Raw genomic sequence first — 26249 nt, 5'->3', positions numbered from 1 at the left:
TTCCGGTTTGGTCTATTCTCTCCATGCCGCCGGAGCGCCCACGCGAGGCGACGCGGCGAGGCCATCCGCGCGACCCGCCCGCGAGCAGTGTCGATCGACAGCCCGATGTAGGGAGTCTACTACAGAGTGACGCCGGAACCGCTCGATACCACCATTCGCATCGTCACCCCGGAGAACATCGCGTTTCGCTACCGGTTGGCCGGCCCCTGCCGGCGTGGGCCCGCCTGGATGATCGATCTCGTGATTCAGTTCCTTCTCATCGTCGGGTTGAACATGGCGATCGGATGGCTGTTTCAGACCCGCGCGAGCGGCGGGATCATTCTGGTGCTCGTTTTTGTCGTCATCTGGAGCTACGGAGCCCTCTTCGAGATCATCATGAACGGCCAGACGCCAGGCAAACGACTCCTTCGCTTACGCGTCGTGTCGACGGCGGGACTTCCAATCAACGGGCAGCAAGCCGTCTTGAGGAATCTGCTGCGCTACGCCGACTTCTTTCCGTGGCTCTTCTTTTTCCCGGCCCTCGTCTGCTTTCTCGTCACGCGCCGGTTTCAGCGTTTGGGCGATCTCGCCGCCGACACCATGGTCATCGTCGACGAACGTCATCAGCTCTCGCAGGTTCGTCAGGTCGATCACCCTGGACTGCCGGCGGTGATGGACCTGATCCCGACCTCCTACCAAGCCGAACCGAGATTCTCCAAGGCGGTGGCGGGATACATCGGTCGTCGATCGGTCCTCGCTCCCGCGCGACGTCGCGAACTGGCGAGCCTCGTCGTCGAGCCGTTGTGGGACCGTTGGCAGATCGCGGAGTCGGCCGATCCCGACTTGGTGTTGTGCGCCCTCTACAAACGGAGCTACACGTGATCATCGATCACCGCCGGGAGGGCCGTGCGTGAAGGTCACCGATCTGCTCGAGAGTCGACGACCCCAGTGGAAGGAACTCGAGGAACTCTCGCGCCGACTCGGCCGATGGACCGGTCGCTCCAAGCCGGAGGAAATCGCTCGCTTCGCCGCTCTCTATCGGGCGACGTGCGCCGATCTCGCGTTGGCCCAGTCCTACCGATTGCCCGACGAGACAGTTCAGTATCTCCACCAACTCGTCGGCGGCGCTCACAACATCCTCTACCGCAGTCAGCGCTTCCGAATCTCCCGTTGGGGGCGAGTCCTCTTTGTCGATGTTCCGCGCCGCCTCGTTCGCGATCGCGCCGTCTGGATCTGCTTCGCCCTCTTCTGGGGGGCGTTCCTTTTCTCGGGCGTCGCGGCCTTCGTCCTCCAAGGCTTCGCGGAGGATGTGCTCGGCCAGCAAGCTCTTGAGCGGATGCGGGAAATGTACGCTGAGCCGATCGAGGGGCGGGAGAATGATCTGAACACGACGATGGCGGGTTTCTACATCTTCAACAACACCGGCATTGGCCTACAGTGCTTCGCGTTGGGGGCCTTTGTCGGGATCGGCAGTCTCGTGATGCTGACGTTCAATGCCGTCGTCCTGGGGACGGTCTTCGGCTACATGGCGGGGGCTCCCGAGGCGCCGAACTTCTTCGAGTTCGTGACCTCTCACGGGCCCTACGAGTTGACCGCGATCGTTCTTTCCGCCGGTGCGGGGCTGCGGCTCGGCTTCTCGCTCATCGCGACCCAGGGCTATACGCGGATGGAGTCACTTCGCCGACAATCGCGCCCGGCACTCGAGATCGTGGCCCTCTCGGCGCTCCTCTTTGTCCTGGCGGCGTTTCTCGAAGGCTACATTTCGCCGTCGGCGTTGCCCTATCGGGTCAAGGCGGCGGTCGCCCTCGCGAGCGCGGGGACGTTGATCGCGTATCTTCTGGTGCCGTCTCTTCCAACAGGACGCTCGGATCGCGCTGGAGAAAAGACGAAGGCAATGCACGAAGCCTCCGAGCCGAAGGGGGCGAGCCTCCATGCGTCTTGACCAAGCCCGAATCGAGGTTCGACAACGAAGTCATGCCGATGTGCTCGACCTCGCCCTGGTCGTGATTCGCCGTTGGTGGTTGGGGCTTTCGCTCACCGCGGCGGCGGGGATTCTTCCCTGCTACGTCCTGAACTCCTATCTGCTGGAACGGGCGGAGTACCACGGGTTTCTTTACTTCCTCCTGATCGTGATCGAGATCCCGTGGGCGACCGCGTTGATGACCCTCTACCTCGGTCAAGTCACTTTTCTCTCCCGCGTTTCCGTGCTTCGTCTGCTTCGCGACTTCGTCGGTTCGCTCTGGCAGCTCATCATCTACCAGACGATCCTCCGCGGAGTGCTCTCCGCTGTCGTCGTCACCTTTCCCTTCGTCGCCATCGGGATGAAGTACCTCAACGAGATTATTCTCCTCGAACGCGCCCGTTGGTTGGGGACGAGTCGGCGCATGTCGTTTCATTCGCCCATCGTCGGGGAGATCTTTCTGTCGAGCCTGGCCGACATGATGCTCGGATGCTTCGCGTTCTTTGTTCTTCTGCTCGGACTCAACACCATTTCCGAGGTCTGGAACGATCAGTGGAGTCAGGATTGGTTCGACTTCGAAGAGATGTTTTCCGTGCTGCCCTACTTCGGCTGGCAAGGTCGGGTATCGCTCTGGCTGGTCATCAGCTACTTTGCGGTGGTCCGCTATCTCGCCTACCTGAACGTTCGGATTCGGCGCGAGGGTTGGGATGTCGAATTGAAACTCCGTGCCGAACGGGCTCGGCTTCTCGAGGAGCCGTCGTGGAAGCGTTGATTCTCTCCGCCCTCATCATCGGAGGCGCCCTGTCCGCCGAGGAGTCGGGAGCGGCGGCGGTCGATCACGGCAAGTCGGCCCTCCGCAAGGGGAGCTTTCCCTGGTACGACGCCGAGAAGGACGCCGCGAAGCCCCTCTTTCCACCGAAGCGACGGCCGCCTTCGAATCTGCCGGCCGCGAATCCCGGTGCCGGCTCGATCCTGAATATCCTTATGTACGTGATCCTGGGGATCGTCGCCGGATTGCTCATCTATCTCGTGATCGCGGCGCTGCGCTCGCACTCTTTCGAGAGGGAGGAGCCACGGGCCAAGCAGGCCTCCAGCCAGTCCGATCGCATCGAGGCACTCCCGACGCAAGTTCGCAAAGTCGACGACTATATCGCCGAGGCGGAGCGTCAGTTCGCCGCGGGCAACCTCGGCTTGGCGATCGCGTACCTCTTCAGCCACCAGTTGATCATCCTCGATCGGGCGTCGATCATTCGACTGGCGAAGGGAAAGACCAACCGGCAGTATCTCCACGAAGTCGCTCGCCATGCCCCGTCGCTCGGGCCGACGATGGAGTTGTCGGTCGGCATCTTCGAGGAGAGTTTCTTCGGCCATCACCCCATCGACCGCGACCGCTTCGATCGCTTCTGGGAGACCCGCAAGGAGACCGATCAATGGCTCACCCTATCAAGTTGACGGGGTTGACGTTCCTCGCCGGGCTCCTGCTTCTGGGGAGCGCTGGATGCGAGTCCCATCTCGACACGAGCTACGGGTCGGTTCACGGCGCGAGTATCAACGGGATTCGAGGCTTCGCCGAGCTACTTCGGCAACAGGGACATCGTGTCGGCTTCTCCTATCGGCTCACCCCGCGATTGATGGAACGGGAGGACGTCCTGGTTTATTTCGATCCGTCGGGCGGGCGGTTGGATGGGGCGACTCGCCTCTGGTTCGAGGAGTGGCTCGAGGTCAGAGACGATCGGCATCTGATCATCGTCCCGAGAGATAGCGACACCGAGATTGCCTACTGGGACGCGCTGCTGGCGTTGCCTCCCGGCTCTCTCGACGAAGACCAGATCGACGAAGCGACCCAGCGCCGTCGATCCGCCGAGGACCGGCAGCGCTCGTTGTTTTCGGAAGCGGTGGAGCTGGAGTCGGCCGATTGGTACGGCTGGCGCTTGGCGCCGACCGCCGAGGAACGCATCGTTCGCACCGTGACGGGAGAACCCTCGTGGACCGACGATCTCGGGCTCGAGCAGGGAGAGCTCGATTTGCGCTTTCGGCGCCGACTGGAGGTCTCGCCGTGGAGCATTCCCTTGGTCACCTCGGGAGATGACACCGTCATCTCCGAACTGCCCTTGGCCGGTGGCAGCGTCTGGATCGTCGGGAACGGATCGTTCCTCCTCAACTTCGGCTTGGTGAATCGAGAACATCGCAAACTGGCCGGCGCGCTGGGGGAGGCAATCGGCTCGGGCAAGCGGGTCACCTTCGTGCTGGGGACGCGACAGGGGGAAGCCGAGGAGCAATCGCCCGGATTGCTCTCGTTTCTGCGCGTCTTTCCATTAAGTTGGGTCGGCATGCACTTGATCGCTCTTGGATTGATCTACGGGCTCTACCAGCTTCCGATCTTCGGACGCCCCAAGGTCGTCGAGCAACGCGAGGTCTATCGGTTCGGTCGACACGTCGCGGCCCTCGGAGCCCTCTTGGAGTCGACCGGCAAAGGCGAGTTCGCACGAAAGCGCGTGGCCGAGTACCGCCAGAAACATCAAGGGGACTCGGTCGCCGAAGCGCAGGAGAAAGAATGATTAACGAAGAATCCCCGCCCGAGCGGGAAGCCCTCGCCGAGGACCGGACTCCCTCGAATGGAGACTCGGCAAACCCCGCTTCGGGCACCGACAGCACCACCGAATCAGACCACGCAAGTGCGACTCCGCCGGACGAATCCTCGCCGATCGCCGGTCTCTTCGACCGCGTCACCCGGGAGATCGCGAAGATCTACGTGGGGCAAGAGGACTTCGTGCGCGGCACGCTCGTGGCCCTATTCGCCGGCGGCCACGTCTTGATCGAGTCGGTTCCGGGACTGGGAAAAACCTTGCTCGTCCGCGTGCTGGGCCGGGTGCTCGGCTGTCAGTTCAATCGGATCCAGTTCACGCCCGACCTGATGCCGACCGATGTGACCGGGGCGCCGATCTACGACATGCACGAACAGCAGTTCCGGTTTCGGCCGGGGCCGGTCTTCACGCAGCTTCTCCTCGCCGACGAGATCAATCGCGCTCCGGCCAAGACGCACTCGGCGCTCCTGGAGATCATGCAGGAACGTCATGTCACCATCGACGGAACGCGCTATCCGATCGAGGCGCCCTTTCTCGTCCTCGCGACCCAGAACCCCATCGAGTCGGAAGGGACCTACAACCTTCCCGAGGCACAGCTCGATCGCTTCATGTTCAAAGTGGTCGTCGACTACCCCAGTGACGTCGAGGAGTCGGACATTCTTCGGCTCCACTGTCGGCCGGTGTCGGTCGAGCAGGGCATCGAGCAGATCGAGACCGTCACCGGTCCCGAGGAGATTCAAGAGGCCCAGTGGCATTGCAACAGCGTCAGCGTCGACGACAAGGTGATCGACTACATCAGCGCGATCGTCCGACGGACGCGCGAGTGGCCGCAACTCTATCTCGGGGCCAGCCCCCGCGCGGGGATCTCCCTGTTGGCCGGAGCGCGGGTGCTGGCGACCTTTCGGGGTCGTGACTTCGTGGTTCCCGACGACGTGGTCGATCTCGCGCTCGCGGCCCTTCGCCATCGCGTGATCCTCTCCCCCGAGGCGGAAGTCGAGGGACGTCGCACCGACGACGTGATCATGGAGATCGTCCGTTCGATCGAGGTGCCGCGCCTGTGATCACGCCGGGGCGATCGCTGGTGGTGCTCTGCCTCTTGCCCTGCGTCTTGTCGCTGGGCTTGTTGGTCGCGCCCGGCATGTGGCCGGCGATCGTGTTGATCGATGCGCTGATCGTCGGCCTTTCGCTCGCCGACTCGTTGACGCTGGCGGGCCCCCACCGATTCCTGGCGTCGCGCGAGTGTGACACGATCCTTTCGCTTGGCGAACAGCATCGAGTCGTCCTCTCGATCGACAACCGGACACGGCGCCGCCACCGAATCCAAGTGCGGGACGACCATCTCGCGGGCTTCGCTTGCGATCCCGAGGAACACGAGCTGTTGATCCCCGGGAAGTCGCGGGCGGTGACGCACTACACGCTGACGCCCGGGCGACGCGGCTCGTTCACCATGGAGTTCGTCTACGTTCGGTCGGCGAGTCGGATGGGACTGTGGTGCCGCATCCATCAGATTCCCGTCGCGACCCAGCTACGGGTCTATCCCGATCTCAAGCAGATCACGCGCTACGCGCTCTATGCCCGACTCGATCGGCTCAGTCTTCTCGGGGTTCGCCAGTCGCGCCGTTTCGGCTCGGCCAACGAGTTCGAGCGACTGCGCGATTACACCACCGACGACAACTACCGTCATCTCGACTGGCGCGCGACCGCCCGGCGCCGCAAACTGATCGTGCGCGACTACCAAGCCAACCACAATCAGCGGGTCGTCTTCATGATCGACGGCGGCCGGATGATGATGAATGAGGCCGCGGGCCACTCGTTGCTCGATCACGCACTCGACGCGATGCTAATGTTGGCCCACGTGGCCCTCACGCAGGGGGATGAAGTCGGGCTGCTGACCTTCTCCGACCAGGTCCACCGCTGGGTTCCGCTCGGTTCGGGCGCGCGGCATCAGAACCGCCTGGTTCACGCCGTGCACGACCTGTTCCCGAACCTGGTCGAGTCACGCTATGACGAGGCTTTTCTGTACCTCAATCATCGCTGCCGCAAGCGGTCGCTGGTGATCCTGATCACCAACCTCATCGATGACGTCAACGCGAACCAAGTGACCGCCCAGCTCTCCAATGTCACGGGTCGACATCTGCCGATGGGAGTGTTGCTGCGCGATCACGAACTCTTCGACGCGGTCCCCTCGACCGAGGGGCAGCGCCACGACGAGCTGGTTGGCGGGGAACTCTATCGAGCGGCGGCCGCCGCCGACATTCTCTCGTGGCGCGATCAAGTCCTGAGCAACTTGCGGCATCAGGGCGTGCTGACGCTTGACGTCTTCCCGGAGGACCTGACCGCTCCGCTGATCAACGAATACCTGCGGATCAAGGCTCGCCATCTTCTCTAGAAGCGGCCTCAACGCTCATTTTCAGAGGGGATTTTATCGCGCGGTTCGTCGCTGGCGCTTGCCGGGGAAGCGCCGGTGGAAGGGGTGGGCTCCGGCTCCTTGGGAGCGAGGTAGTAGAACCGCTCGGCGATGTACGTGTCGACGACGAGTTGGCCGATGTGCCAAACCAGCAGTGGAACGATGCCGAAGTGGGCCGAGGCGGCGTAGTACTCGTTAAGAAGGTAAACGCCGACGGGGAGCGTCTTCTGGCTCCCCGCGATCGCGACCGCGATGGCGTCTGGACGAGAGAACAATCGTCGGCCGATCTGAAAGCCGGTGGCGAGCAACAGCAAGTGAAGCCCGATGCACACCACGCCGACACTCAGAAACGCCCAGCTGAAGACGCTTTGACCTTCGACTTCGGTCAGGCCCTCGTGAGCGATGGTGCCCGACTTGAAGATAAGGATAAGAATGAAGCACTGGCTGATGATGCCGAGTCGCTTGCGCTGCATGTCGACCAAGTCGGCCACGCCCTTGGAGAGACGGACGATCTGTCCCAGGATGATCGGGATAACGACGACAAGTACCAATTGCCGGGCCATCCCGAAGGTGTCGATCTCGACCTCGGTACCGGTCAGGATCGAGAGCCAACCGGCGGTGAAGAGGAAGACGAGACTGTTGGTGAAGACGGTCACCGTCAGCGCGACGGCGTCGTTTCCGCCCGCCATACGTGTCCAAATGGACGCCGAGGCCATCGTGCAGGGCAGGGTGCAAACCAGGATCAGCCCGACGCGGTAGTTATCGGAAACCAAGGTCTCCGCGGTGAGCCAGCCCAACAGCGGCGCGATCAGATAGGTGATCCCGAAGGCCACGAAAGCGGGGCCGGGGTGCCGCACCGCGTTCCAAAGTCGATCGGTCCGCAGCGTCAGCGACATCACAAAGAGGGTCGCCGCCGCGAGGTAGCGGGTCGAAAAGGGAGAGAGAAGAGTCGTCGCGGTGTCGGGAAACTGGCTAACCAGGATGAGTCCGAACAGAACGAACAGGAGAAACCAGCGGCGTGCGAGAAACTTCAGCATCGATGGACGTATCCCCTCCGGAATGACGTCCTTATCCATATGAGTCGCGATTCAGCGGTAAAGCTCGATCGCGATGCCGATCGACCTTGTCAGGATCGCCGTCGCCGCGGAGAGGGCGAACGCGCGGGTGACTCCGCTCGTCGAACGGAGCGATGTCGACAACTCGATTAGTTGGAAGTAGGCACTCGCTAGGCCTTGGCGACCACTTCGTCGCGGAAGATCGGAACGTCGGGCGGCGCCTCGATACCCAAGCGGACCTTGTTGCCGTCGACGCGAACGACGGTCACGGTGATCTTATCTCCGATAACGATCTTCTCGGAGGGTTTCCGAGTTAGAACGAGCATGGCGACCTCCTTGCCACAAACGATGTGCGTTCCCAGTTGAGGATGCGTCGGCTCGGGACTACATCACGCGCTGAACGAGGGATCGTAGCGCTCGGGTTGGTTCCGTCAAGTGATGCCCAACAAGCTGTGCTTCCCACAGCTAATACGGATTACGCCTCAACAGGGGACAGTAAATCCTCTCCGTTTTTCAACATCTTTTGCCTGGGTCTCGGTGCGTGGTCGAAGACCCAACGCGATTGCGGCCGATCGGAGACGACCTCGCCACCGTTGGGCGAGTCTCGGGCATGTGCTGTAAACTGCTTGCTGGTTAGTGGTTGTGGTGATGATTGGCCTCACGCGGCGCGACCGAACTCGGACAGGATTTACTTTGGCGGGGCGGTCCTTCGGGGGGCCGGAGAGACTCCGGTCAGGGGGAAAAGGGAGAGATCGCGATCGTTTCCGCGAGAATGTCGACTCGCCGCCGTTCCAGTCGGCCTGGAAGCAGCATGCGGGCATTCTCGGCCGCGGCCGCGACGGCGAACGGGATGGACTGTTCCATCGTGCGTCCACGCCCGATGGCGCACGCCAGCCCCGCCGCGAAACAGTCGCCACACGCGATCGCGTTGACGACCGCGACTTTCGGAGGCGTGCAAGTGAAGACCCGATCGCGGCTGGCGGCATAGACCGACTTGCCTCCCTGGGTGATCACAACCCACTCCGGACCCTGCTCGACGAGTTCGCGCATCGCCGCCACGAGTTCGTTCTCGGTCTCGAGCGGCCGGCCGACAGTCGCCTCCAGCTCCTGCTTGTTCGGCTTCACGACGAAAGGACGAGTGGAGAGAGCTTCCTTGAGCTCCGGCCCGCGGGCATCGAGGACGACCGGCGCCGACGTCTTCGCGATGAGGTCGCGGTAGATTGTCTTGGGGGCTCCCGGAGGCAGCGACCCGGAGAGGACGACCGCCTTGGCTCCCTCTTGTTCCTTCGCGTAGGCCTCGACGAACTGCGTGATCGCCTCGTTCTCGATCGGCCGGGCGTTCTCGACCAGTTCGGTGATCCGGGGGCCGCTCTGTTCAATCAAGGTGGTGCAGACACGCGTCGGGACATCGGTCCAGATCAGATGGGTGGGGATCCCCAGCGCCGTCAGTTCCTCGGCCAGCGCGTCGCCCGACCAACTGCCGACCAGGGCGAGGACCTTGACGTTGCCATCGAGGTGATGGGCGCCGATGCCGACGTTGATGACTTTGCCCGAAGCGCACCAGGTCGCTTTCGACGCTCGGTTGACTTCGCCCAACTCCAGGTCGTCCAAGCAGAGGATCTGCTGCCAGGCTGGGGTTAGGCCCGCGGCGAGAATCACAGCATCTCCTCCAGGATCTTGGTCAACTCGTCATCCGGCAGCTCGCGGGGATTGCCGTTCATGCTGTTGCCCCGGGAGCTCGTCACGATTCGGGGGATCTGGTCGGCGGAGACTCCGATCTCCGAGAGACGCTTGGGGATCGCGACCGCGTCGCAGAGTTCGGCGATGGTCCGCACCAAGGCGTCGGCCGGCGGTTCGTTGGGTCCGGGCTTCGCCAACAGCGGCGCCAAGGTCGCCAAATCCTCCTCCGCGGCCTCTCGGTTGACGCGCAGCGCCACCGGCAACATCACCGCGCACGCCAGCCCATGGGGGACCTTGGCGTGAACGCCGAGCGCCGCGGCGACGCCGTGAGCCATCCCGAGGCCGGAGTTGGCCAGAGCGATGCCGGAGAGCAGCGCGGCGTGGGCCATGTTCTCCCTCGCCCAGCGGCAGGTTCCGTCGCGGCAGACTTCCTTGATCGCGGGAAGGGCGCGTTGCAGACCGTGCAGCGCCAGGGCCTTGGGGATCGGCTTGGCGCGGCACGAAATGTAGCTTTCGAGCAACTGCGTGATCGCGTCCATCCCGCTGTAGGCGGTCACCGTCGGCGGCGCGGAGACCGTCAGCTCGGGATCGGCGAGGACGATCTTCGGCACCATCTGCTCGGAGCGAAGGCTCTTCTTAAAGGGCGGGTCGTAGGACGAAATCACGGCGTTCTTGGTCGCCTCGCTCCCGGTTCCCGAGGTCGTGGGCATCGCCAGCATCGGGAGAGGCGGGACGTTGAGCGAAAGACCCTTGCCGACCCCTTCGAGGTAGTCCTTGACGGTCGGACTCTCAGCGTTGGTCGCCATCGCGGTCAACGCCTTGGCGAGATCGAGCGCCGCGCCACCGCCGATGCCGATCACGAGATCGCCGGGTCCAGGATCGTGCGATCGCAGTCGTGCGGTCGCTTCGTCGACGTCGGTCACTTCCGGCTCATGGGAGATCGACGCGAGGGGAATAACGTCGACCTCGGCCTCGCGCAAGTGGTTGGTCAACTCCTCGAGCACGCCTTGCTTCTCGAGCGTACGCGAGCCACTCACGAGGAAGGCTCGCCGCCCGAGGCTCTTGGCGAGCCGACCCACTTCGTTTCGTCTTCCCCAGCCAAAGACGATCTTCGACGGGGTGAGCAGGTCGTAGCTCAGCGACATGATGGCTCCTCTTCACGGGAGTCATCTCCCCGACAACTCCCGCTCATTGATTGGTCCGTCTTCCTCTTCAAGACTCTTCCGAGTGCAAAGCCCATGAGTGAAGTATCTGTTCCCGGGTGCCATGCCCTACGCCGGGTGCCATGCCCTACGCCGGGTGCCATGCCCCACGCTTGCGTGGGTATGCGCGAGTGCGCTGTCGCTACCCCCACTCGACTCCACCGCCGACCCCACCGCCCGTCCCCTAGGACGTCGACCCGGTCAACGGCTTGATCTTGATGTTACGAAATTGAATGGGAGCTCCCTCGGACTGGAAGAGGATCTTCCCCTTGGGGATGTCGCAATCGGTCCCCTCGTTGACGAGCTCGCCGTTGATGAAGAGTTTGATCGTGCCGCCGTCGCAGACGATCTTGTAGTCGTTCCATTGGCCGAGGGGCTTTTCGACGCCGTCCTTCGTGCGGAAGTAGTGACGAGCGACGCGCTTGTCCTGCCGGCTCTTGTCGATGGTCAACTTGGCTCCGCCGACGAGCCAAAAGTCGCCGGCATGCCCCGCCATGAGCTGCGCCTCGACCCCTTTGGGCCAGATCCGATCGGGACCGATCACCCGAACGAACGCGCCGCTGTTGCGGCCCCGTTTCTTCTCGAGATCCCCCGACCAGCGCCACTGGAAGTTCAGGACGAAATTGCCGTACTCCTTGTCGGAGATGAGATAGCCGCGCACGTCTCCGCGGACATCGATCACGCCATCCTTGACGCTGATCTCCTCCTCGGGCGGCGTGTCGGACTTGCTTAGCCAGACCTTCCATCCATCGAGGTTCTTGCCATTGAAGAGTTCGGTCCAGCCGGACTCGTCCGCGAGCGTTCGTGAGGTGATGGTTTCCGAAGTGACCCAGACGCAGAGTCCGAGCATCGCGGCCCAACCGATGAAACGTAGCATGGACAGTTCCCCCTGGTGCGTTGATCATTGGAATGAATTGCCGGCATCCGGTGGGCACCGTAACGATGGGCATGGGGGCCTTCAAGGGAAAAAGAATGGCGGCTCACCGGTTGAGGTGGCGCACGAACCTGGAGACGAACGGATGAATCCGACTGATCGCAAGGAACGGGGCTGGAAACTGATCGAGCAGATGATGGGAGTCGAGCATGCTCGCGAGGTCCGCGAGGAGTGGATCAAGGCCTGTCCCGACTTCGCCGAATACGTCGTCGAATTCGTGTCGGGAGAGATCTGGAGTCGCTCGGGCCTCGATCGGCGGACGAAGAGTCTCATCACGGTCGCCACGATGGCGGCGTTGGGCCGCGAGCGGGCGTTGAAGCTCAATGTGAAGATGGCGCTGCACAACGGGGCGACGCATCAAGATATCATGGAGGCGTTGCTTCATATCGCCCCCTACGCCGGTTTCCCCGCCGCGTGGGAAGGTCTCGCGACCGCGGCCGAAGTGGTCGCCGAGGAGAAGAAGGGGGACTGACAGACCTCAGAGGAATCCCGTTTGCGCATCCTGACCACGCACCAGTTCATGTTGCCGTTGCCGGATCGTCATCGCTTCCCGATGAGCAAATACGGGATGCTGGCCGAGCGCGTCCGGCAAGCGGGGCTCATTCCCGAGGGCGTCGATCCGACGCCGCCGGCGGCGAGCGATGAGCAGCTCGCTCTCGCGCACTCGTGCGACTATCTGGAGCGCGTTCAGAAGGGACTTCTCAAACCGGACGAAGTGCGTCGCATCGGCTTTCCCTGGTCCTTGGAATTGGTAGAGCGATCGCGGCGCTCGACGGGAGCGACGATCGAGGCGGCTCGGGCGGCACTTCGCGATGGCTTTGGGGTGAATCTCGCCGGCGGAACGCACCACGCGTTCCACGAGCGCGGAGAAGGGTATTGCGTCTTCAATGACAGCGTGGTCGCGGCGAGGGTGCTCCAGCGAGAGGGCGTGGTTGGGCGGGTGCTAATCGTCGATGCGGACGTTCATCAGGGCAACGGCACCGCCGCTCTTTGCCGTGACGATCCGGCGATCTTCACCTTCTCGATCCATGGGGCTCGCAACTATCCCTACCGCAAGGAGTCGAGTGATCTCGACATCGCTCTCGAGGACGGCACCAGCGACGGGGGCTATCTCGCGGCTCTCGAGCGAGGACTCGATCAAGCGATCGAGCGGGCCAAGGCCGAGATCGTCATCTATTTGGCAGGGGCCGATCCCTTCGTCGACGATCGCTTCGGAAGGCTCTCGCTTACCAAGGAGGGTCTGCACGAACGCGATCGCATGGTCTTTGACCGTTGCCAAGACACTGGGCTTCCTGTCGCGATGACGATGGCCGGCGGCTACGCGCCGAACGTCGAGGACATCGTCGACATTCATTGGGAGAGCGTTCGCGAAGCGGCCCGACGCTGTGACGCGTGATCGGTCAACTTGGGAGTTCTGCGATGGCGATCGGCGATTGGTTCAGCCAACTCATTCAACGTTTCCAGAACGGGAAACGCTCTCTTCCCAGTGTTCAACCTTCGCTCACGACTTCTTGCGGCTACGCCACCCAAGTAGCGGAGCAACCGGGGCTACCCGTTGACGAGAGGGGGGAATCGGTATTTGCGCGGGGGAACCCTTGAGTGATGAGTCTTTTCCAGCATGCCCACGGGGCGTGGGCATGGCACCCAAGGCAGAGAGAGGCCGACATTGAGAGTCCGTGGGGCTGCCCGTGAAAGCTCTGGCGTCCGCGATCCATTGACACACCACTGAACATCCTCTAAAGCTCGGCATGATACATCCCCTTGCGGGATTGGGTGGGTGCTTTGGAGGACGCGCATGGCCCTTCTCATCGATGTTGGAACGGAGCCCCTCCCAGGCTACAAACTCCTTAAGTTGTTGGGCGAAGGTGGGTTTGGACAAGTTTGGAAGGCCAGCGCCCCCGGTGGCGTCGAGGTCGCCCTCAAGTTCATCCGCATGGAGGACCAGAAGGCCGATCCCGAACTCCGCGCCCTGCACGCGATTCGCAACATCCGCCATCCGCATCTGCTGGACATTCATTTCGCCGTGCAGATCGACGATCGCTTGGTCATCGCGACATCGCTTTGCGATCGCAGCCTGTGGGAGCGGTTCAAGGAGTGCCGTGAGTCGGGCCTGACCGGCATTCCGAAGGGCGAGCTGCTCGGCTACATGCGCGAATCGGCGTCGGCGCTCGACTTTCTCAACGAACCGCGTCACGTCGGCCCCGATGGAGCACTCGTCGGGATCCAGCATCGCGATATCAAACCGCAGAACATTTTCTTGGTCGGCGATTCGGCGAAGGTCGCCGATTTCGGGCTGGCGAAGGTCTTGAAGACCAGCCAAGCAAGCCACACCGGATCGATGACGCCTTGGTACACGGCTCCTGAGACTTTCAAGTCGAACGTCGCGTTTAGCAGCGACCAATACTCGCTCGTCGTCACCTACTTCCAGTTGCGCTGCGGCAAACTCCCGTACCAAGCGGGGGAAATCTATCAGTACATTCGCTCGACGATGGAGGAAGAGCCCAACCTGTCGCCCTTGCCCGAGGAGGAACGGGGCGTGGTCGCCCGGGCGCTCGCCAAGGAACCCGACCAGCGCTGGCCCAATTGCCTCGCGTTCGTCGAGGAACTGATCCAGCGGTCGGAGACCGAGATCGCGTCACGCTGGAGAACGCGGCAGGGTGCTCCCATGCGCTCGGTCGTCGGGCGCGACGATGCGACGTTGAGCGATAGCCGCCTTTCGGGCGTCGGTCCTAAGACGCCCATGGGAGCGTCGAAGGAGGATGCCGCGACGCTCTTGACCGCCGGTCAGTTCGAGACCGCGGGGCATGCCTCGCGCGACACGGTTCCGGAATCGAGAGCGGACTTCGCGAGCGCTCGAAGTCAGATCGTCAAGAAGTGGTGGGCGCCGACGCTGGTCTTCAGCACCGTGGCCGCTGTCACTTTGCCGATGACGATGGAGTTCAAGCTTCCCTGGCAATCCGAGGAGCACGACCCGCCACCTGTGGTGGTGATTCCCCACGGCGAGGAGGACAAGGAGACTCCTTCCACGGGGAAGCACGCCGGCCACCATTCGGAAACGCCGACGACCAACCCATCGACGGCTGACGCGATGAAGCCGACCAGCGGAGCCGGGACGAGTTCCCTGTCGGCAAAAACGGATCATGCCGACGATCACGCGCAATTGAAGAACCCGTCACTGGTCTTCGCGAGCGCGACGACCACTCTACCCGCAGACCGGGCGACCCACCTGGACCGCACGATCACGAACTCGGTCGGGATGACGCTGAAACTCGTCCTTCCGGGAACGTTCGAGATGGGCTCGAGGGAAGCGATCAACGGGGAGAGCCCGGCGAAGCGGATCACGCTGAACAAGGCCTACTACGTCGGAGCGACGGAAGTCACGCAGGGGCAGTGGAAAGAGGTGATGGGGACGGAGCCCTGGGCGGGCCAGGAGTTCGTCAACGTCGGCGACGATTATCCGGCCGTCTTCGTCAATTGGCGCGACGCGAACGAATTCTGTCGACGCTTGAGTGAGAAGGATGGGCGCTTCTACCGTCTTCCCACCGAGGCGGAATGGGAGTACGCATCTCGCTCGGGGACGTCGACGAGCTACTCGTTCGGTGACTCGGAACGGGAGTTGGAAAAGCACGGTTGGTTCAACGGCAACGCGGGAGGCAACGGGGAAGCGCACGCGCACCTGGTCGGGCGGAAACTCGCCAACGGCTTCGGGCTCCACGACATGCACGGGAACGTCTGGGAGTGGTGTTTCGACCCGTTCACGCTGGAGCACTACGATTGGTCGCCGGCGCTGAACCTTCGTGGCTCGTTCCTCCTGTCGGATCGAGCGTGCCGTGGGGGAAGTTGGGGCAACGGCCCGGCGGACTGCCGATCGACGAGCCGGCTCAAGTCGCCGCAAGCCAGACGGAAGAGCTACCTCGGTTTTCGCGTCGTGTCCCTGGCCGACGACAAGTAGAGCCGAACAGAGGCTTCCGCGTTGGTGACGGGTGACGCGAAGATGGGGGACGCTACTTCCACAACTCGTTGCGGACGTCGCGGGACTCGAAGTTGAAGCTCACCTTCTCGTCGGTCGCCATGAAGAAAGACTTGAGGGCGCGGATGAGGTAAGCCCCTCGCGTCATCAACTCCTCGTCGCGCAACTTCTTGGCGGCGCTCCAAATACAGATGTCGACGACGCTGAATCGCTTTGAATCCTGCTTGTGCAGGGTTTCGATCCGTGCGTAGAGAGCCTTCGGAGAGCGGAGTCCGAGAAAGCTCTTCGGACGCAGTTGCAGCACCGATCGCTCCGGGGTCGCTTCGACCACTTCCGCGCCGAAGAGGTCGATGAAGGCCCGGAGTTTCAGGGCGTACATCTCCATGGGCAGGGCCGCGGTGAAAGTCGCTCGAACCTCGTGGCGGTTCTCCTCGTCCTCTTCGTGCTCGGGCTTCGGCGTGGGTTCCTCATGGGCCGGCCGCGTATGGGGCCCCGGCGAAGGGGTCATGTTGGCGTTGCTGCCCAAATGGAGAATGAGGCCCGATTTGCCGGGGTTGCGTCCCGTGTGCTCGCCGGGAGCGACTCCCGATCCGGGGGGCGGGGCGATATGCCGGTGTAGTTTCGATTCGGTCAGATCGTTGACGTACTCGTCGGAAGCACGAAGCGCTTGAACGAACTCGCTGCAACTTCCAAATCGCTGCGTCGGATCGGCATGCAGCGCTCGCCCGAGGATGATTTGGTCATTGCTTGGTAGCAAGGCGACGTGCGGCGACTCGTAGCGTTGTTGATCGGCGAGTTCGAGAATGCTCGTTGCTCGAAAGGGACGCTGGCCGGTGAGCATCTCTTGGTACGTCACCGCGAGGGCGTACTGGTCGGCGGTCGCGTCAATCGCTCCCTCGAGGAACTCCGGAGGAGCGTAGCCGGGGCTGAAGGTCTGGAGTCCCTCGTCCTCGCCGCTCGTACGGACCTGAACGAGTCCGAAGTCGCTTACCTTGATCTGGCCATGAGAGAGCAACAAGTTGGATGGCTTGATGTCGAAATGGTGCAGATCGTGGCGATTACTCAGCAGATCGAGAACTTCGGCGGTCTGGGAGAGATAGTCGAGCAGTTCGTCACGTGAGATCCCTCGTTTGCCGAGATTGACCCGCTCGGCAAAGCGGTCGACCAGGCTCCTCTCGGCCAACTCCATCACCATGACCAACGACTCGTCCACGACCTCCACGTGATCGATTTGGACGAGGAAAGGGTGCTTGATGGAGCGAATCGTCTTCAGGTGGGAGAGTTCTTGCTCGATCGCGGCCGCGGCGCGGTGGCGAATGGAGGTAAATTTGACCGCTTTGGGGACGCCATCGGAGGAGAGGGCTTCCCAAACCTCTCCCGATCCCCCTTTGCCCAGACGCCGTTTGAGGCGAATGCCCGGCAAGGGTTCCACATCGGCTTTGAGGGAGCGTGAGAGTGAGACAATACCCATCGACTCAATCTCTTCGACCGGCATCCCGACCTCCTCGTTGAGATCGGACATGAAGAGTAGAACCAGACACCACGATCCTTCTGGTCTAGCTCACCCGAGTCCTTGAAGTCACGTTGATCCACGTGTCGTTGGCGGCTTCCGGGTATCACTCGACGACATGAATACCCTAGCTCGCCAATCCGATCTTGTCGAACTAAATGGGCAAAGCTGGTCAAGCCGCTTTGAGGATTTGGTGTTCGCCGCTGCCGGGAAGGGAAACGGGCGCGGTGGCGATCGCCTCTTCGCGTCCGAGTCGATCGAGAACGGTCCCGCCAGCATCGATGACCGAGGAGGCTCCGACGAAAGGGCTGCTGAATTCGAGCCCCAAATCGGGGAGAAATGAACAGAACTGGCCCGTCATGTTGCAGAAAACGACCGGAACGTCGAGTTTTTGGGCCAAATCGCCGGGGCGTTGGAGACACTTTTGTCGAATCCGGGGGCCCATGATCGGAAAGGGGAGATTCCCTCCCGCGTGATCCGGCCACGCCGCGGAGATGAGCAGCAAGTCGATCCGGCCGCGCATCTCCCTCATCAGTGGACGCTGGATCATGTCCCAACAAATCATGACGCCGATGCGCCCAAGTTGCGTATGGAAGATACCTTCCGACTTGCCGGCCCGGAAGTACGAGTGTTCGAACGGGGCGGGATAGCGCTTGCGATACGTCATCACGTCCCCCGAAGGAGTGCAGAGGACGAAGGTATCAAAGTGCCCGTCGTAAGACTTTTCCGCCAAACAGGTTCCGAGATAGATCCCGTGTCGCATGCTTCGCGATTTTATCCATTTCGTGTACTTGCCGCCAATCGGTTCGGCGTGATCGAGGCAGTACGAACTCAGGATGTAGCCGGTGTGAAAGAATTCGGGCAACACCACGATCTCGGCACCATCGTGGCAGGCTTGACGAATCAACTGGTCGGCGCGATCCAGGTTATCGTCAATCGCGAGAGGAATGGTTTCCAACTGAATCGAAGCGACGACTGGCGACATGACTGCTCCCACAAACCCCCGGCGAAAGGGATCGGCTCCTCACGGTTCCGTTTCTGGCCAGGAGGTCGCAGCGATAGTCGACCATTGGACTTAGGGGAAGACCAGTCCACGCCAATGGCGGCAAATCTTCACAGGATCACGACCGCGGGCTCAGCGATGATGGTCGAGCCCTCGTTCGATCCTATAACGACTAGATCGATACCCATTAGCCGCATGAGGATGAGCCATGGCGTTCTGCCAGTCGGAGTTGATCGAGGTGAGGAAGATTCCCGGCAAGGGACGCGGGGTGGTCGCGCGCCGCACCATCCCCAAAGGGGTCATTTTCGAGCGCTGTCCCGTCCTCGTTCTGCCCAACGATGAGATCTTCCCCGAGAACGGCGAATCCAAGCTCTCCTACTATGTCTTCGAGTGGGGCAAGGACACGGTCGCCCTAGCTCTCGGCTATGGCTCGCTTTACAATCACTCCTACAGCCCCAATGCCCGTTACGACGACGCAGGGGTACAGACCAAGATCTTCAGCGCCCTGCGCGAGATCCAGGCCGGCGAGGAGATCACCATCAACTACAACGGGGAACCCTCCAAGCAGATTCCCGTCGGATTCGACGTGATCGAGAACAAGGCCAGCGCCAACGGCCGCTAACTGGCCGCCGGTGCTCTCAATCGACCAGACGTAGTCCCGCGGGTAGCGATTCCCCGAAGATCATCGACTCTTCCTTCGCTTCCAACGTGACGACTTCTTCCACGATGCGGACCAATCGCTCCGCCGCGTTCGCCTTCTGCAGATGCCCCATGACGCGGTCACGGAGATCCTCCTTGAGGTCCCGCGCGCGATCGCCGCAGCGCCGAGCCATCTCGACGAGGGCGAAGAGAGCCTCCGACGACGTCTCTCCTTGATCGATCAGTTGGTTGATCCACGGTTCGACGTCGGTGGGCGCGATTACCGTGTCGGCGGGACCGTGGAAGGGGACCCGGGCTCCAAGACGACCTAGACACCAGAACTCGAACGGACGACCGTTCCCCTTACGCAGCCCTTTCAGGATTCGTTCTCCGAGGGCGAGCTTGTCGGATGCGTTGATCCGCTCGAGGCTCGCCGCCAGTCGCCACATCTCGGTCTCTTCCTGCTCGGAGCGACCCCCGCGCCGTTTGCTCTTCGGCTTCGCCGTCGTCGCGGGAAGATTCTGGACGACCCGACGGAAGAGCTCTTGCTGTTGGGCCGGTGTCAAGCCCCCCGCGACGCGACGCCAGAGAACCCACCATTCCGAACGACTTTGCACGTCCTTGCGATGCCGGACTCCCTCCTGAAAGAGCCTCCAGAGTTGTTTCACTTGCCATTCATCCAGCGGATAGCCGAAACCGGGGCGAAGCAGAAAGCCCGCGAGGTTGAGCCAGCGGACCTCGATCGCGGGGGAGGCCTGGCGACGTTCCTCCAATTCGAGCACCGCGGGCCAGAGACCACGCAGCGCGTTGGGTGGCCAGGAGTTCTTTCCTCGTTCGAGGACAACCTCGAGGTTCTTCGCAAGCCGTTCCGGTTTGGCGTCAAGACCATCGGGGCCTTTGCCGGAGCCGAAGCTCGCTCGAATCAGCTCTTGACCTTTGTCGATGAGCGCCTGGTCGAGCACATCCTCGGCAACAACCGCCGATAGGTCATCCTCGGCGTCCTGGGCGGCTTCGTTACGCATCTGCTGCCGGACGTCGAACTGGAGCCGCCAACGCCGATCGCCATCGGTGGTGACGCACCAGATCTCGAGCGTCCCCACCTCGGTCAAGATCGCGTCCAAATGAACGCGGACCGTGGCCGCTTGCGATTTCTTGCCCGAAGGGAGCACGGCTCGAATCGGCGGCAGCGCCGTCAGCGCGGGCGAGTTGCTCGCGACCATCGTGCCGACGGCGTCGGTCGGCCGCGTTCGCGACGAGTAGAACGGGAAGCTGACCGGCTGGCGGATGAGCAGTTCGAACTCCCGGTCGGGGATCTCGACTTGATCTCCCTCCTCGAGGCCTTGGGGAGCGATGCAGATCGTGTCGGCGACATCGCCTTCCGCGGCACTTCCCGCACCACCGAGCCCCACGTAAAAACTGCGCGGAGTCCCTCCCGCGATGCGAACGCCGCGCCCGCGTCGAACGAGGCCGTAGTATGCCGCTCCCCGCGCGACCGCTCGGTCGAGGTCGGTCTCTTGGCGGTTCAAGATCACAGGCGGCGGCTCGTCGGGAAACCAGCTTCCCACCAGATCGACGAAACGTTCCCGGAGAACGTCCGGTTTGAAGACACCTCCATTGAAGAGGACGAAGTTCGGGCGACGCGGCCCTTGGTCCGACGTGGGGCTTGCATCGCGAAGAAACGCGGCGATATGTCGCGAGATCGCCGGGTCGGAGGTGTAGGGCAGACCGAACTCCTGAAGACCCGCGCGGGCCGAACGCGACGGCATCTCCTCGCGCCCTGTCAACGGAAAGAACCCATTGAGGATTCGATCGATCGTCGTCGTTCGCGATAGCGACGCGCGCAGCGTTCCGCCGATTAGGGAACTCCCTCGCCCCGCGACGGTCACCGGCACTTCCTTCGGTCCCTCGGGAGAGAGAAGATCCTCTTTCGCGGCGCGGCAGGCGTGTTGAAGCGTCGCCCACTGGATCGCGTCGAGGCGCTTCTCGCCGGCGACGAGTTGCTCTTCGAGCGACGCCGCCAACGCGAGGTCCATGTTGTCCCCGCCGAGAAGCAGGTGTTCGCCCACCGCGATGCGTCGAAACCCGACCTCTTCTCCCTTGGCTTCGACCTCGATCAAGCTGAAGTCGGACGTGCCACCGCCGACGTCCGCCACGAGGATCAACTGTCCCGGTTCGACCGACTCGGCCCAATCGTCACGGTGATCGAAGAGCCAGTTGTAAAAGACGGACTGTGGTTCCTCGATCAACAACAGGTGCTCGATCCCCGCGTCGCGCGCCGCCTCGACCGTCAACTCCCGGGCGACCTCGTCGAATGAAGCCGGGACGGTGAGGATCACTTCCTGTTCCTCGAAGGGAGCGGCTTTCCCCATGAGGTAGTTCCATGCGTGACGCAAGTGGGCGAGGTAGCGCGTCGATGCCTCCACCGGCGAGACGCGCGCGACCTCCTCGGGGGCTCCCCACGGCAGAATGTTCGCGGTCCGATCGACCGCGGCGTGACAGAGCCACGACTTGGCCGAGGTGACGACGCGCCCAGGCGTCATCGCGGCACGTTGCCGCGCCATCTCGCCGACCGCGCTCCGCGCCTCTTCGTCCCAGGGAAGGGCGAGCGATCCTTCGGGAACTTCATGCTCGCTGGGAAGGTAGAGGAAGGAAGGTAGCCGCGGTCGCGGGCCGACTTGTCGTTCGCCGAGGAGTTGGTGGACGTCGAGAATCGGGATCTCGGCGAGTTGCTCATCGCCCGTATCCGTGTCGAGGTAGGAGACGACGCTGTTGGTCGTTCCCAGGTCGATGCCGATGATGTAGCGAGAGGTACTCATGCGCGATGGCTCTATGTCGCAATTCAGTTGGTTGTCGGTTCGTCGCGTTTGGTCGACCCGATGGTTCGTCGTGCGAACCGTTGGCGGCCGAGGGTCGATCGGTTTGCGGCCGAGAAAACCCCTCCGCGAACGTTCCCTAGGAAGACCCCCTCCTTCTCCCCCTTGGACAAGGGGGAGCGTTTGGACTCCCCTTGGACAAGGGAGAGCGTTCGGACTCCCCTTGGACAAGGGAGAGCGTTCGGACTCCCCTTGGACAAGGGGGAGCGTTTGGACTCCCCTTGGACAAGGGAGAGCGCTTGGACTTGCTCTTGGGGTGCCACTGGCAACTTGTCAGCCAGTGCCCATGGGGTGGCACTCCACGAACCCGACCATCCGACTAGCGTTGCTCCCGGACGTTGAACTCCAGCTTCCATTCTCCCTTGCCGTCGCGTGCGATGCACCACAACTCGAGCATCCCCAGTTCGGTGACTCGGCTGCGGAGCCGGACGGGCACGACGCTCGAGTCGCTCTCCTCGGCGCTGAGGGTCGTTTCGAGCGGAGCGAGTTCCTCGATGCCGGCACTCTCCCAATCCTCGATCATCGTCCCGACGGAGTCCTCCTTGCGATGCGTCGAGCTGAGGAAGCGAAACTCGCTCGCCTCGCCGACGTAGAGTCCGAACTCCTCCTCGGGTACGTCGACTTCGGTCCCTTCTTCCATGCCGAAAGGGACCACGCAAAGCGCCTTGATCGGTGGGACCATGCCGGGGACGGCGGGCATCGCCGACTCGACGCCGACATAGTAGCTCCGCGCGGTGCCGCCGCGAATGCGAACGCCGCTGCCACGCCGCACCCGCCCGTAGTAAGCCGCTCCTCGGGAGACCGCCAAGTCGAGGTCGGCCCCGATGAGAACCTGGGCGGGGGGGACCTTGTCGGACTTGCTCCACTTGCTCAGGATCGTCTGGATCCGCTCTTGAACCGGACCGGCCTTGAGCACGCCGCCGTTGAAGAGGATGCGGCTCGGATGGACGATGTTCCCCTTGCCGTCGGGCAGGGCACTCTTGTTGTCGGTGAGGAACTGAGCGATGTGTTTGGGAACGGCCGGGTCGGAGGCGTAGTTCAGTCCCAGTTCCTGAAGGCCGGCTCGGCGGGCCGGCTTCGGAAGGTCATCCTTCTTCGTCTCCGGGAAGAACCCGTCGAGGATCACCTGAAAGACTTCGTCACGCGTCAGGTCGGCTTGGAGTGTTCCTCCGATCAGCCGACTTCCGCGGCCGACGATCGTCACCGGGCAGGAGTCAACCGCCGGGTCGGCCAGGATCTTCTCCTTCGCGGCGCGACTCGCGTGCCAAAGGGCGATCAGTTGGGCGGAGCTGAGTTTCGTTCCGTCGGCTTCGATCTTCGCCTTGATCGTGTGGGCGAGCGCCAAGTCCATGTTGTCGCCGCCAACGAGGATGTGGTCGCCGACCGCCAAGCGTTCGAGGGTGAGGTTGCCCGCCTCCTCGCCGACGGCGATCAGCGTGAAGTCGGTCGTCCCGCCGCCGACGTCGCAGACCAGTACCACGTCGCCGACGCCGACGTGCTCGCGCCACTCGTCGCCACGGTTGTGGAGCCAGGCGTAAAAGGCGGCTTGCGGCTCCTCTAGAAGCGTCACTTGTTGCAGACCCGCTTGAGTGGCGGCTTGCATCGTCAAGTCCCGCGCGACCGCATCGAACGAGGCCGGGACGGTGAGCAAGACCTCCTGCTGTTCGAGGCGATGATCGACGTGCTCGGTCGCCATCAGATGGTTCCACGCCTCGCGAAGGTGGATCAAGTAGCCGGCGGTCGCGTCCAGGGGAGAGATCTTCTCGACGTCGTCCTCGCTTCCCCAAGGAAGGATCGCAGCGGTGCGATCGACGCCGCCGTGACAGAGCCAGGACTTCGCCGAGGCGACCATGCGTCTGGGGATCTTCTCGCCGAGACTGCGAGCGATGAGCCCGACGCCCGCCGCGGGATTCTCGTTCCAGGGAAGCGATAGACTGCCGGCGGGGAGTTCGTGTGGTCCGGGAATGTACGTGAACGAGGGGAGCAGAGGTCGCTCGGTCACCTCGCCAGGGTGAGCCAGTTGCGGAACCGCGAGCACGTGAATCGCGTTGTCGTCCTCGGACCCGTGATCGACATAGGCGAGGGCGCAGTTGGTGGTTCCCAAATCGATGCCGACGGAATAGCGGCTGGTGCCGTTGCTCATGGTCGTCCTTCTCCAACCGTCGCCCGGACGGGTTGGCCACGAGCGAGGAGGTTCGGTTGCTGGTGCGGAGTGCCGACGCTAGGGGATCTCGACTTCGGCGGGCGCGACGACGAGTTGGTCGGTCTTGGGAAGACTCACCGGTCCGGAGCCTTCGGCGATCTTCCATCCGTGATGTTGCAGGGTTCCTTGGAAGGGGGGATCGCCGGCGACTTGACCCACGACGCGAATCGTCGCGGGATCGAACCCTGCCGGGACGCTCACGCTGGCCCCTTCCGACTCGGAAAGAATTGGCTCGAGGGAGATATGTTCCTCAAGGGCCTTGCGGCAACCCTCGTGAACGCTGCGCGCCGCGGCCCCGATCTGGGCATCGCCGAACCCGCCGAGGTCCTCCTTGAGAAAGTCGATCAGCCGTCCCTCGCGTTGAAAGAGAGCCAGGAGGCCGACAAGTTCCGGTTGAATGGTCGGCTTCTCCTCCTTCGGCTCCGCGGGAGCGGGAAGTGCCAGCGTCTCGACCTTGTCCGCAAAGTCGGCGTTGGTGAGCGTTTGAAAGAACGCTTTGAACGCCAGTCCCAATCGACCCACGCAAGGACCTCCTCTCAACAACGACGCGAGGGGGGGACTCCATGGTCCACGAGTCTCACGCGTTGGCGCCGTGACCGAGTTGCGTCGGCGCGGCGTTTCGTCTTCATTTTCCAACGAATTGGTAAGGAGATAGGGATAGCGAAGGAGAAGAGGTGGACAAGGTCGACGCTTCACCAGAGGGCCCAGGACAAGGGATTCCGTCGGTACTTTCGTTCCCTCTCGGAGTCCCGGTTTGCCGAGCGTCGGTCCGTGTCACCAACAGAGGAGGATCGATGTCGCCGCAACGCGGAGGCCGAATAAAGCCTGGCTCGTCAGCGCCAATTGGATGGGACGATCGAGACGAGCCCCACCGGGGCGACATCGTTTGTTCTTCGTCGGATTTGTTCCGCCTCGCTCTCCCGAGAGGTCAGAACGGGGCCGGCACGAGAAAGGCGTGATGTTCGAAAAGTCCCATCGCTCCCCGCCAGCTCGTGTACTGGCTGAGGAAGACGACGTACGCGTACATCGTCGCGACCGGGAGCATTAGCAGCCGACAGGGCCAACGGAGCATCCACGTCACGGGACGCTCGCGGCGAATTCCTCGGGAGTAGGCCCATGAGGTGATGAGGTGAAGTGGTAGAATCGTGACCACAAAGATCAACGTGGGCAGCCACAGGATGTCGCGAGGCAGCATCTCGACCTTCATCAGGTAGAGCGGAATCGTCATCAAGAGCGTCAGTACCAGAGCCAACAAAAAGGCCATCGGCGCCCTCGCGAACCGATACCGGACCGTCCGGAGATCGACTATCGCCCGCCAGCGTTGCTCCGCCGCGAAATGGGCCTGGGCGAACGGCACGTAGAGCACGACGATCATCATCGCCAGTCCACCGAGAAGGCTGACAATGGGGCGATTGCCGCCAGCGGCGAGCATCGCCGAGGGAATGACGAGCCAAACGAGGGTGAGCACGAATCCCTTGAGTCCCAGCCACGCGAGCTTAGGCAAGTGCAGTTGCCGAACGAACGACGTGGCATTTTCCCAAACGCTTCGGAAGAACCGTCGCTCCCGAAGTCGGCGATAGGCTTCGCGGAGGTTGGCGATCGGCCGCACAAAGCGATGCCACTCGGCACCGAGCAGTAGCGCGAGACAGAGATGCCCCAACGTGGCGAGCCCGACCAAACCGCTGACGATGCCAAGGACCTCGGTTCGCGTCGCGTTCGGAGCGATGAGAAGGGCGTCGTCGTGCAGCGAGCCCAAGATCGTCGCGGGTAGCAAGAGCAGGGCGATGCAAAGTGTCGCGAGTCCGAAGCGACGGGCGAGCGGAAGGCCCGGCAGACCGTGACGGAACTTTCCCGTGCGAGCGACGCGGCCCGAGGCCTCCAGAAAGTAGCCCAGAACCAGGATCTGGACGAGCGGGATCGCGGCGACGACCGCGAGCATGCCGACCAGCGCGAGGACCGCGAAGAGGTTCGAGATCAGCCGCCCCATCGACCGGAACGGTGCGAGCACTCGGCGACGCCAAAGAGATGTCTCGCCCAATCCCGCGCCGGGTTGTTCCGCGCCGGGGAAGGTCGGCGACTCGGCGAGCGCGGAGCGAGCTGGCAGCATGGCGGAGCTCACGGTCGAGTTCCTCGCGACAAGAGAACGACGCAGAGTGGTCCAATCGCGGTAGGCCGTTGGAGGCGGCCCCGGCGGCAACGCGGTCGAATCCCCCACGATGGATCTTCACGCAGCATACTACCAGAGAAGC

The 26249-nt window shown here is 62.8% G+C and carries 22 protein-coding genes; 11 read left to right on the top strand and 11 right to left on the bottom strand.

Annotated features, from left to right (window positions below):
* Positions 1-126 precede the first annotated feature (126 nt).
* From Pan216_RS14845 to Pan216_RS14820, 7 genes are read left to right on the top strand one after another with little or no spacing between them, the layout of a single operon-like run.
* Positions 127-861: an RDD family protein gene (locus Pan216_RS14845; protein ID WP_145258865.1), complete on the top strand. Its 735-nt coding sequence runs from the start codon at positions 127-129 to the stop codon at positions 859-861.
* Positions 862-889: 28 nt separating this feature from the next.
* On the top strand, positions 890-1921 hold the full coding sequence (locus tag Pan216_RS14840) for a stage II sporulation protein M (RefSeq protein WP_145258863.1): 1032 nt from the start codon (positions 890-892) through the stop codon (positions 1919-1921).
* A complete protein-coding gene (locus tag Pan216_RS28380; RefSeq protein ID WP_419192545.1) occupies positions 1911-2711 on the top strand; it encodes a hypothetical protein in 801 nt (266 codons plus the stop codon). Before Pan216_RS14840 ends, Pan216_RS28380 begins: the two co-directional genes overlap by 11 nt.
* A complete protein-coding gene (locus Pan216_RS14835; RefSeq protein WP_419192544.1) occupies positions 2699-3391 on the top strand; it encodes a DUF4129 domain-containing protein in 693 nt (230 codons plus the stop codon). Before Pan216_RS28380 ends, Pan216_RS14835 begins: the two co-directional genes overlap by 13 nt.
* Positions 3370-4497 carry a DUF4350 domain-containing protein gene (locus Pan216_RS14830; protein ID WP_145258859.1) on the top strand — a complete coding sequence of 376 codons (1128 nt, stop codon included), beginning with the start codon at positions 3370-3372 and terminating at the stop codon, positions 4495-4497. Before Pan216_RS14835 ends, Pan216_RS14830 begins: the two co-directional genes overlap by 22 nt.
* Positions 4494-5585 (top strand): AAA family ATPase, encoded by a 1092-nt coding sequence (locus Pan216_RS14825; RefSeq protein ID WP_145258857.1) that lies wholly within the window; start codon positions 4494-4496, stop codon positions 5583-5585. Before Pan216_RS14830 ends, Pan216_RS14825 begins: the two co-directional genes overlap by 4 nt.
* Positions 5582-6913: a DUF58 domain-containing protein gene (locus Pan216_RS14820; protein ID WP_145258855.1), complete on the top strand. Its 1332-nt coding sequence runs from the start codon at positions 5582-5584 to the stop codon at positions 6911-6913. The genes Pan216_RS14825 and Pan216_RS14820 overlap by 4 nt, the downstream gene beginning before the upstream one ends.
* 8 nt (positions 6914-6921) lie before the next feature.
* On the opposite strand, the gene Pan216_RS14815 is transcribed toward Pan216_RS14820, so the two are convergent.
* The 5 genes from Pan216_RS14815 to Pan216_RS14795 all read right to left on the bottom strand — a co-directional run bounded on the left by Pan216_RS14815 (position 6922) and on the right by Pan216_RS14795 (position 11745).
* On the bottom strand, positions 6922-7968 hold the full coding sequence (locus tag Pan216_RS14815) for a bile acid:sodium symporter family protein (protein ID WP_419192543.1): 1047 nt from the start codon (positions 7966-7968) through the stop codon (positions 6922-6924).
* 188 nt (positions 7969-8156) lie between these two features.
* Positions 8157-8312 (bottom strand): carbon storage regulator, encoded by a 156-nt coding sequence (locus tag Pan216_RS14810; protein WP_145258851.1) that lies wholly within the window; start codon positions 8310-8312, stop codon positions 8157-8159.
* Positions 8313-8718: 406 nt separating this feature from the next.
* A complete protein-coding gene (locus tag Pan216_RS14805) occupies positions 8719-9645 on the bottom strand; it encodes a 1-phosphofructokinase family hexose kinase (protein ID WP_145258849.1) in 927 nt (308 codons plus the stop codon).
* Complete coding sequence (locus Pan216_RS14800) at positions 9642-10811, bottom strand: iron-containing alcohol dehydrogenase (RefSeq protein ID WP_419192542.1); 1170 nt, start codon at positions 10809-10811, stop codon at positions 9642-9644. The genes Pan216_RS14805 and Pan216_RS14800 overlap by 4 nt, the downstream gene beginning before the upstream one ends.
* Positions 10812-11052: 241 nt before the next feature.
* The gene (locus Pan216_RS14795) at positions 11053-11745 is read right to left on the bottom strand and encodes a 3-keto-disaccharide hydrolase (RefSeq protein ID WP_145258847.1); all 693 of its coding nucleotides are present in this window, start codon (positions 11743-11745) and stop codon (positions 11053-11055) included.
* Positions 11746-11887: 142 nt separating this feature from the next.
* Between Pan216_RS14795 and Pan216_RS14790 the strand changes: the two genes are divergently transcribed.
* The 3 genes from Pan216_RS14790 (at position 11888) to Pan216_RS14780 (ending at position 15754) form a co-directional block, all read left to right on the top strand.
* The gene (locus Pan216_RS14790; RefSeq protein ID WP_419192541.1) at positions 11888-12274 is read left to right on the top strand and encodes a carboxymuconolactone decarboxylase family protein; all 387 of its coding nucleotides are present in this window, start codon (positions 11888-11890) and stop codon (positions 12272-12274) included.
* A gap of 21 nt (positions 12275-12295) precedes the next feature.
* Positions 12296-13198: a histone deacetylase family protein gene (locus Pan216_RS14785; RefSeq protein WP_145258843.1), complete on the top strand. Its 903-nt coding sequence runs from the start codon at positions 12296-12298 to the stop codon at positions 13196-13198.
* Between the two features lie 399 nt (positions 13199-13597).
* Positions 13598-15754 (top strand): bifunctional serine/threonine-protein kinase/formylglycine-generating enzyme family protein, encoded by a 2157-nt coding sequence (locus tag Pan216_RS14780; protein WP_145258841.1) that lies wholly within the window; start codon positions 13598-13600, stop codon positions 15752-15754.
* A gap of 52 nt (positions 15755-15806) precedes the next feature.
* On the opposite strand, the gene Pan216_RS14775 is transcribed toward Pan216_RS14780, so the two are convergent.
* Positions 15807-17267 (bottom strand): serine/threonine-protein kinase, encoded by a 1461-nt coding sequence (locus tag Pan216_RS14775; protein WP_419192540.1) that lies wholly within the window; start codon positions 17265-17267, stop codon positions 15807-15809.
* Between the two features lie 187 nt (positions 17268-17454).
* Positions 17455-18267: a carbon-nitrogen hydrolase family protein gene (locus Pan216_RS14770; protein ID WP_145258838.1), complete on the bottom strand. Its 813-nt coding sequence runs from the start codon at positions 18265-18267 to the stop codon at positions 17455-17457.
* Between the two features lie 226 nt (positions 18268-18493).
* Between Pan216_RS14770 and Pan216_RS14765 the strand changes: the two genes are divergently transcribed.
* Entirely contained in the window at positions 18494-18907 is a 414-nt protein-coding gene (locus Pan216_RS14765) for an SET domain-containing protein (protein ID WP_145258836.1), read from the top strand.
* A 16-nt stretch (positions 18908-18923) separates the two neighbouring features.
* Here the strand turns inward: Pan216_RS14765 and Pan216_RS14760 are convergent, their stop codons facing one another.
* From Pan216_RS14760 to Pan216_RS14745, 4 genes are all read right to left on the bottom strand, one after another.
* Positions 18924-21740, bottom strand: a complete 2817-nt coding sequence (locus Pan216_RS14760) for an Hsp70 family protein (RefSeq protein ID WP_145258834.1) — start codon at positions 21738-21740, stop codon at positions 18924-18926.
* Positions 21741-22116: 376 nt separating this feature from the next.
* On the bottom strand, positions 22117-23940 hold the full coding sequence (locus Pan216_RS14755) for an Hsp70 family protein (RefSeq protein WP_145258832.1): 1824 nt from the start codon (positions 23938-23940) through the stop codon (positions 22117-22119).
* 78 nt (positions 23941-24018) lie between these two features.
* Positions 24019-24522 (bottom strand): DUF2760 domain-containing protein, encoded by a 504-nt coding sequence (locus Pan216_RS14750; RefSeq protein ID WP_419192539.1) that lies wholly within the window; start codon positions 24520-24522, stop codon positions 24019-24021.
* Between the two features lie 406 nt (positions 24523-24928).
* Positions 24929-26119 carry a hypothetical protein gene (locus Pan216_RS14745; RefSeq protein WP_145258828.1) on the bottom strand — a complete coding sequence of 397 codons (1191 nt, stop codon included), beginning with the start codon at positions 26117-26119 and terminating at the stop codon, positions 24929-24931.
* Positions 26120-26249: the final 130 nt, after the last annotated feature.

This window comes from Kolteria novifilia, assembly GCA_007748055.1.
GTDB classification, from domain to species: domain Bacteria; phylum Planctomycetota; class Planctomycetia; order Kolteriales; family Kolteriaceae; genus Kolteria; species Kolteria novifilia.
Note: the sequence above shows the minus strand (reverse complement) of the source record. Positions and strands in the feature narration are given on the sequence as shown.